This window comes from Acidobacteriota bacterium, from assembly GCA_029861955.1.
In the GTDB taxonomy this organism is placed as follows: Bacteria; Acidobacteriota; Polarisedimenticolia; order Polarisedimenticolales; family Polarisedimenticolaceae; genus JAOTYK01.
Genome location: JAOTYK010000064.1, coordinates 1 through 7807, shown reverse-complemented (window position 1 = coordinate 7807; position 7807 = coordinate 1). Strand labels below are relative to the sequence as shown.

Annotated in this window: 11 protein-coding genes and 1 pseudogene; 11 read left to right on the top strand and 1 reads right to left on the bottom strand. The window is 61.7% G+C overall.

From position 1 onward, the window contains the following. The 10 genes and pseudogenes from OES25_16980 to OES25_16935 all read left to right on the top strand — a co-directional run. A partial coding sequence (locus tag OES25_16980) for an LOG family protein (protein ID MDH3629332.1) occupies positions 1 to 338 on the top strand: 338 nt, incomplete at its 5' end. After that, the gene (gene lepB, locus OES25_16975) at positions 335 to 1042 is read left to right on the top strand and encodes a signal peptidase I (protein MDH3629331.1); all 708 of its coding nucleotides are present in this window, start codon (positions 335 to 337) and stop codon (positions 1040 to 1042) included. The genes OES25_16980 and lepB (OES25_16975), both read left to right, overlap by 4 nt. Before the next feature lie 9 nt (positions 1043 to 1051). After that, positions 1052 to 1591 carry a signal peptidase I gene (gene lepB / locus OES25_16970; GenBank protein MDH3629330.1) on the top strand — a complete coding sequence of 180 codons (540 nt, stop codon included), beginning with the start codon at positions 1052 to 1054 and terminating at the stop codon, positions 1589 to 1591. Between the two features lie 93 nt (positions 1592 to 1684). Next, positions 1685 to 2248: a hypothetical protein gene (locus OES25_16965; GenBank protein MDH3629329.1), complete on the top strand. Its 564-nt coding sequence runs from the start codon at positions 1685 to 1687 to the stop codon at positions 2246 to 2248. After that, positions 2245 to 3543, top strand: a complete 1299-nt coding sequence (locus OES25_16960; GenBank protein MDH3629328.1) for a hypothetical protein — start codon at positions 2245 to 2247, stop codon at positions 3541 to 3543. Before OES25_16965 ends, OES25_16960 begins: the two co-directional genes overlap by 4 nt. Further along, positions 3540 to 4958: a DnaJ domain-containing protein gene (locus tag OES25_16955; GenBank protein ID MDH3629327.1), complete on the top strand. Its 1419-nt coding sequence runs from the start codon at positions 3540 to 3542 to the stop codon at positions 4956 to 4958. The genes OES25_16960 and OES25_16955 overlap by 4 nt, the downstream gene beginning before the upstream one ends. Positions 4959 to 4973: 15 nt before the next feature. After that, complete coding sequence (locus OES25_16950; GenBank protein MDH3629326.1) at positions 4974 to 5411, top strand: NYN domain-containing protein; 438 nt, start codon at positions 4974 to 4976, stop codon at positions 5409 to 5411. 27 nt (positions 5412 to 5438) lie between these two features. Then, complete coding sequence (locus OES25_16945) at positions 5439 to 6257, top strand: alpha/beta hydrolase (protein ID MDH3629325.1); 819 nt, start codon at positions 5439 to 5441, stop codon at positions 6255 to 6257. 16 nt (positions 6258 to 6273) lie between these two features. After that, a pseudogene (locus tag OES25_16940) lies at positions 6274 to 6858 on the top strand (cation transporter). 20 nt (positions 6859 to 6878) lie between these two features. Further along, the gene (locus OES25_16935) at positions 6879 to 7268 is read left to right on the top strand and encodes a VOC family protein (GenBank protein MDH3629324.1); all 390 of its coding nucleotides are present in this window, start codon (positions 6879 to 6881) and stop codon (positions 7266 to 7268) included. A gap of 39 nt (positions 7269 to 7307) precedes the next feature. Here the strand turns inward: OES25_16935 and OES25_16930 are convergent, their stop codons facing one another. Next, a complete protein-coding gene (locus tag OES25_16930) occupies positions 7308 to 7475 on the bottom strand; it encodes a hypothetical protein (GenBank protein ID MDH3629323.1) in 168 nt (55 codons plus the stop codon). 111 nt (positions 7476 to 7586) lie between these two features. Between OES25_16930 and OES25_16925 the strand changes: the two genes are divergently transcribed. Beyond that, on the top strand, positions 7587 to 7807 hold a 221-nt coding region (locus OES25_16925), incomplete at its 3' end, for a hypothetical protein (GenBank protein ID MDH3629322.1).

The window sequence follows — 7807 nt, the reverse complement described above, 5'->3', positions numbered from 1 at the left end:
GCTCCCCCAACCCCTACATCGGCAACCTGAAGATGACCGACGATCTCTACGATCGAACACGGCAGCTGATCGAGATCGCCCACGGTTGTGTGGTCCTCGACGGAAAATCCGGCACCCTGGCCGAGTTTTCCCAGGTCTGGGCCCTCCATCGCGCCAGATGCGTCGGTCGGTACCCCGTGGTACTTTTGAGTTCCGCGTGGTCGCGTCTGTTCCGGGTGATGGTCGAGGACGGCCTCATCGAACCGGGTCAGCAGGAACTGACCCACTGCGTGGACGATGCCGACGATGTGGATGAGGCGGTTCGACGCCTCCGTGAGTACCTGACGGAGACCGAATGACTGCCCGCTCCAACGACAAGAAGACCAAGGCGCAGGACGACCCACCCAAAGAAGAACAGAAGAGTGTCTTCCGGGATTACGCGGAGACGATCCTGGTCTGTGTGATCTTCGTCATCTTCGCCCGCTCGTTCGTCTTCATGCAGTCGAAGATCCCCAGCGGCTCGATGGAGGACACCCTCCTGGTCGGCGACTACATCATGGTCAACCGCTTCGTCTATTCGCCGACCGCCACGGCGCTCGAGAAGATGCTGCTGCCCCAACGGGATGTCCGCCGCGGCGACATCGTCGTCTTCCGTCACAAGCTGCAGCCCGAGGTCGACTACATCAAGCGGGTCATCGGCCTGCCCGGCGATCGTCTGGAGTTCTTCGGCGGATACGTCTATCGCAACGGCGATCGATTGGACGAGCCCCACGTTGCGGCGGACTATCGCGTGGGCTCCCCGGAGATCCCCGCCGTGGTGGTCCCCGAAGACCACTACTTCGTCATGGGCGACCATCGCAACTCGTCGTCGGACTCGCGAGAGTGGGGTGCGCTGCCGGCGGAGCTGGTCAAGGGGCGTGCGTTCCTGATCTGGTGGTCCTTCGATGAATCCAATCCCGAGGCCTATCCCACCTGGTCCGAACGGATGAAGGCCTGGGGCGAGAAAGCGATCCACATCTTCGGCCGCTCCCGCTGGAGTCGCTGCTTCGACATCATCCGCTAGACCGCCATCGTGGTGATCCGAACCGTCTTCGCATTTCTGGTCGGGGTAATCTTCGTGTACACCTTCGTCGCGAAGCCCGCCTCCATCCCGTCCCGCTCGATGGAAGACACGCTACTGATCGGCGATCAGATCGTCATCAATCGCTTCGCCTACGGCGACCGTCGGTTCGGTTGGGAGTCGGTCCTTCCTCTCTCCCCTCCCGGGCGTGGCGACGTCGTCGTCTTTCGTCACCCCGACACGCCGGAGATCGACTACGTCAAACGGATCGTCGGGCTACCCGGCGAGACGATCGAGTTCGATGACGGCGTGGTGCTGATCAACGGGCAACCGCTGGACGAGCCCTACCTGAATCGTCTCTATCTCAATCGGCGTCCATCGCCAGCCGTGCGTGTACCGCTGGATCATTACTTCGTGATGGGCGATCACCGCCTCGTCTCCACCGACAGCCGACGCTGGGGCACCGTCCCTCGCGACCTTCTAGGTGGCCCGGCCGGCTGGATCCTGGCCTCCAGGGGGCGCTGGGAACGGGCCTTTCGGCGGATTCGGTAGGCTTCCGGCGCCACGTATACTGGACGGGACAGATTCGGCCTGCGAACCTATATTTCTTTGATCGCTTCTGAAGACGCGAGTGGGATGGCAATCATGGCCGACCGATCCAGTTCCGAACAACGTGACGACCGCAAACACCTGCTGTACGTGGGGCTGGTGGTGGCCACGGTGATCATCGTCCTGGGCGTGGGACTGTGGCTCAACAAGCCCGACAGCGACGAGGCGACTCCGATCGCCGACGGCATCGGCGAGGTCGAGGCCATCGACACGTTGGCCCGTGTGGACGATGCGGACCTCGTCCCCGCGGAGACCGAGGAGGCGGACGAGGTAGCGACGTCTCCGGACCCCACGCTGTTGACGTTGGCCGAGCGCGCCGAGGCCGACCTGGTCCGCATCGAGTCGTATCAGACCGCCTACACGCTGCAGCTCCTGAACGCGTGCGACCCGACCAACGTCGCACCCCACGCCGAACGGTTCGCCGGCGAAGATCGGTTCTATCTGCTGCCGTCGTTTGTCAACGACGCCCCGTGCTTCCGTGTTTGCTGGGGTCGTTACCCGACCCTCGACGCCGCCCGCGCGGCCGACGACGTTCCGGCGTCGCTCCTGGCCCTGACGGAGACACCCTACCCCCGCCGCATCGGAGAAGTGCTTCCTTGAGACCCGTCCTGCCGATCCTGCTGCTGCTTGTATCCATCGTGCCCGCGTGGGCCGATCGGATCCATCTGGATAGCGGCGGTGTCATCGACACCCCCAACTGGTGGCAGGACGGTGACTGGCTGCGTTACGAGACCGCCTCCGGCGTCATCGGTGTGCCGATGGGCGTCGTACTGCGGATCGAGGATGCGGAGGTCGAGAAGCCGCGGCCGTTGATCAAGGATCGCGCCCCTCGAACCAGCAAATTGCCACCCATCGATCATCAGAAGGAGGACGAGGCGGCCGGACTGATCCGTGAGGGGACCCGGCTGCTGGACGCGCGGGACTTTCATGGTGCGTCGTCGGCGTTCTATCAGGCCATGAGCCGCGACCCCGATCGTGTGGTGTCCTATGTCGGCTACACCGTGGCCCAGATGCGTCTGGACCGTGACGGCATGGCGCTGGCGACGGTCCGGGATGGATTGAATCGTTTCCCGCGGAATGGGCAGCTACACGAACTGCTAGGCGACCTGATGGATCGCGACGAGCGCGTCGAGGACGCCGTCGAGTCCTGGACCCGTGCCGCCGCCATCAAGTCCAGCCCGCGTCTGGATGAGAAACTTGCTACGGCGAAACGAGATCTGGAAGCCCGCGGTCATTTTCGTTTCTCCGCAAGCTCGCACTTCAATCTGCGCTACGACGGCGAGGTCGATCGGTCGCTGTCCGCGTCGTTTTTGGATTACCTGGAGCAGGAGTTCGGCCGGCTGTCGGGTGTCTATCGACACGCACCGTCCCAGCCCATCGCGGTGCTGCTCTATCCCAAACAAGATTTTCAGACCGTGACACAGTCTCCCGACTGGGTCGGCGGCCTGTATGACGGCAAGATCCGTGTGCCGCTTGGCGGGCTGACGCATTTAACCGATCGCGCGCAACGGGTTCTCAGCCATGAACTGACCCACGCCGTCGTCCACTCGAAGACACGGGGCAACTGTCCGAAGTGGCTTCACGAGGGGCTGGCCCAGTGGAGCAGCGGTGTGCGGATGGACTCCCACCGTCGAGAGCGTGTCGTGGAGCAGCTGGCGACGCTGCAGGATCCCGCGCTCTGGCCGTCGAAGCAGTTCAGCTACGGCCATGCCCTGTCGATGGTCACGTTCCTGGCGGATCTGGGTGGCTTTCACAAGCTGATCTCGCTTCTCGATCTGCTGGGCGAAGGGATCGACCCCGACGACGGGTTACAGCGTCTGTACGGCGAGCCGTTCCCTGCACTGTCCCGGCGCTGGTCCCGCGACCTGGCACGGGATACGGCGGACAAGCGATGAGCAGCGCACCCGAAGAGGCAGTGATCGAGCCGAACGTACTGCCTTTCCCGCAACAGCTGGCGGAGCAGATCGGCGCACGGGCCACAGGGATCCTGACCGCGTCCTCGGGAAAGCTCCGCCGCCTGTTCTGTCTCCGTAAAGGAAGGATCATCTTCGCGAAGTCCAATCTCATCGAGGAACAGTTCGACGAGGTGCTGGTCAACGCCGGCAAGCTGCGGTCTTCCGATCGGGCCCATCTTCGTGTGGAGGCCAAGAAGGCCGGCGTGATGCCCTCCAAGCAGCTGGAAGGCAGCGAGCTGATGACCGACGACGAGTTCGTCGCCGCCATCCGCGAGCATTTCCTGGAGCTTCTTCACAAGAGTCTCGACGAGAGAGATACCACCGGCATCTTCGAAGCCGGCAGTCCCAACCTGGACCTGGAGGCGACGACGGACCTGTCTGCCTTTCCGGCGGTGCTGCACGGGATGAACAATCATCCCAACAGCCTGGACCGCGTGAGGATTGCCATCGGTCCGCCGATGACCGTCGCGCGGCTGACCAACGCCGGGATGCAACGGTTGCAGAACGAAGACGTCCCGGGCGCCGTCATGGAATGGGTGACCGCGTTCAACGAACCGTTGAATGTGACGAAGTGGGTCGAGGGTTCGGACATCAATGCGGAGACGGCCTTCCGTCAGATCCTCGCGCTGTTGATGCTGGGCGTGCTTGAGCGGGTCGTCGAGGACTCCTCCAAGGCGTCCAAGGGCGTCGCCAAGGCCGGTCGTGAGGAGCTGGAGTCCCGGATCCATGCGGCCAAGGATGCGGATCATTATTCCGTGTTGGGTGTCAGCGAAACGGTCAACGACATGGAGGTCCGCGAGGCCTACTACTATCTGGCCCGTCGTCTGCATCCGGATATCTTGCGTGGCGAACTCGACGACATGATGACCGACATCGAAGATTACTTCGCCAAGGTCACCGAGGCCTACAACACCCTGATCGACGAAGAGTCGCGAAGACAGTACGACAAGGATCGTTCGAGCATAGCGGAAGACAAGAAACGCGCCGCCGAACAGGAGCCGGACTCCCTGGCCCGTCAGAACTACGCCCGCGCCAAGATCATGATCGAAAAGAACCGTCGCACCGACGCAGTGGTGTTTCTAGAGAACGCCTGCAAGCTGGACCCGAGGAACGCGACCTATCCTCGAGAGCTGGGGCGGCTGTTGGGCGGCAACCCCCGTCGTCGCGCAGAGGCCGAGACGTTGCTGCAGCAGGCCATCGAGCTCGACCCTGCCGTCGCCACCAACTACACCGCGCTCGGTGAGCTGTACGCACGAATGAATCGTAACGACGAGGCTCGCACGCAGTTCAAGGAAGCCCTCAACTGGGATCCCCACGACGCCGACGCCCAACTGGGTCTCTCGAATCTGGGTTAGTTTTAGGGGTGTGTGATGCCCTGGGTCTTTGACGGCGACAACCTACTTGGAACCTGGCCCGGACGGAAGCGCGACGATCGGGGGCGTCGCTCGATTGCGGGCGAGCTGCGTCGGTTTGGTGCCGTCAGCAAGCGTCGGATCTTCATCGTCTTCGACGGCAGCCCCAGGAATCGTGAATCGTTCGGTCGCTGTGTGCACTTCCCTGCGGCTGGGGAGAGTGCGGACGATTGGATCCTTGCTCATTTGCGTAAGCAGGATGAGGTGGCGGGGTGGACGGTGGTTACGAGTGATCGTTCCCTTGGGGATCGGTGCCGGCATATCGGGGCGAAGGTTGTGAAGAGCGACAAGTTTCGACCACGGTTGGCGAAGGTGGCGCCGGAGCAGGAGAAGCCGGAGAGTGAGGAGGAGTTGGAGTATTGGTTGGAGCAGTTTGGGGGGGATGGGGAGGGGTGAGGACGAGACGTCAAGTAACCTACCCCCATGACCCGCGTGCTCATTATTCTCGCCCTCCTCGCCACCGTCGTCCTGATCGCGGCCATCGCCCTCGTCTGGTCGGCTCAGCGAAACGTCCTGTTCCCCCGACCCCTGTCACCGGCCTTCGACACCAGCACCGGCATACCGGGTGTTCACAAGCTGAGGCTCGGTAACGAAGAAACCACCGAAGCCTGGCTCCTGACTCCCCCATCTTCACCACAACGAAGTCCTGCCATCATCTTCGCCCACGGCAACGGCGAGCTGATCGACCACTGGGTCGCGGAGTTCGATGTCGTCCGCAACTGGGGAGTTGCCGTCCTCCTGGTCGAGTATCCAGGCTATGGTCGATCGAAGGGGTCACCGTCACAGTCGAGCATCACCGCGGCGTTCGTGGAGGCCTACGACTACTTGGCGGCCCTTCCTGAAGTCGATGCGGATGCGATTATCGGCTACGGACGTTCGTTGGGTGGGGGCGCGATCTGCCAACTGGCCGCCCGCCGCGAACTGACGACGCTGATCCTGGAATCCAGTTTCTCCAGCGTGGCCTCGGTCGCCGGCGGAATGGGCGTGCCGCGCTGGCTCGTGCGGGATCCGTTCGACAATCGTGCCGTGCTCGAGGGCTACTCCAGGCCGGTGCTGTTGCTACACGGGCAACGCGACCAGGTGATCCCCTTCCATCACTCGGAGGCTCTACGCGAGGCCGCAGCGCACTCCGAACTGCTGCCAATGGACTGCGGGCACAATGACTGCCCACGGCCGTGGCAACAACTACACGAGTTTCTCAGCAGAAGCGGCGTTCTGGAACCCAAGACAGATCATGACTGATTGCGGCTGCGGGTCGGATCAAGCGGACACGCTTGAACGAAGAACGCTCATCGCCTTGCTTGCGATCAATGCCGTCATGTTTCTCGCGGAGTTCATTCTTGGATTCCTGGCGGAATCCGCCGGCCTGATCGCAGACTCCCTCGATATGCTTGCCGACGCCGGGGTCTACGGAATCTCTCTCTATGCGGTGGGAGGAGGCATCGCACGTCAATCGAGGGCGGCGAGGATTAGCGGCATCTTACAGATCGCTCTGGGTATCGGTGTGCTTGCCGAGGTCGTGAGGCGGCTGATCTTCGGAAGCGAACCGGAGAGCCTCCTCATGATCGCGGTGGGTGCCGCGGCACTCATCGCAAATGTGTACTGTCTATTCCTCCTTTCACGACATCGTGAGGGTGGCGTTCACATGCGAGCATCCTGGATATTCTCGGCGAATGACGTCATCGCCAATCTAGCGGTTACTATTTCGGGTGGGCTCGTCTGGCTGGTTGGTAGTCGATATCCGGATCTGGTGATCGGTGCCATCATTTCAGCGGTTGTGGTGAGAGGCGGATTCAAGATCTTGCGTGAAGCCAGGGAAGCCCAGACGGAACGCCCTTCATGAGATGCACAAGAGGATCCGTAATGAAACTCGAAGGAATCGATCACGTCGCCCTTGGCGTTCGAGACGTTAGCCAGTCAGTCGCCTGGTACAGACAAGTCCTCGAACTCGAGCGAATGCATGAAGGCGTCTGGGGCGACTCCCCCGCGATGGTCGGGATCGGAAACACCGCGCTTGCTCTGTTTCCGATTCAGGCCAAACAGGTAAAGGCGCCGCCCGGCAAGGATACGGTGGCGATGCGCCATGTCGCCTTTCGGGCAAACCGCAGTACGTTCGTGGAGGCGCAGGCTCGTCTAGAGAGACTCGGGATCGAAGTTGAGTTTCAGGATCATGAGATCTCGCATTCGATTTACTTTCTTGATCCGGACGGACATGAGATCGAGATCACCTCGTACGACGTCCATGAAGCGTAAACTCTAGTACCGCTCATCCGGGATGCCGTTCCGGGTCGTTCACACAAGAAGCGGAATCCACCCGCCGACGAACAGGATCATGTAGATAATCCAGGCGCCAATCGCAATCAGCTGAACGAGGTACCACCACGAGCCCTTCCCTTTCTCTTCATTCAGGGATAGCCAGCGAGTGACCTTCTCTTCCGATTCGAGCCGTTTGTTCTTCATTGCAGTCATTGTACCCGGTGGCTCGCAATCTATTCTCGACCCCGCCAGATCACCCGGTATGATGATTGTGAACTGAATTGCACGACAAACGGGCGGAGGCACCCACGCACGATGAGACTTGTCGTCATGGCACTCCTCCTGGTCGTCGGCTGCACTCCGGCGTCCGAAACCAGCTACCGAAACGGCGACATCATCTTCCACGAGTCCCGCTCGTCTCAGAGTGAGGCCCTACGCCTGGCCATGAACTCGCGTTACACCCACATGGGAGTGATCTACATCAACGATGGCAAGCCGTTCGTCTACGAGGCGGTCGGTCCCGTGAAGGTGACCCC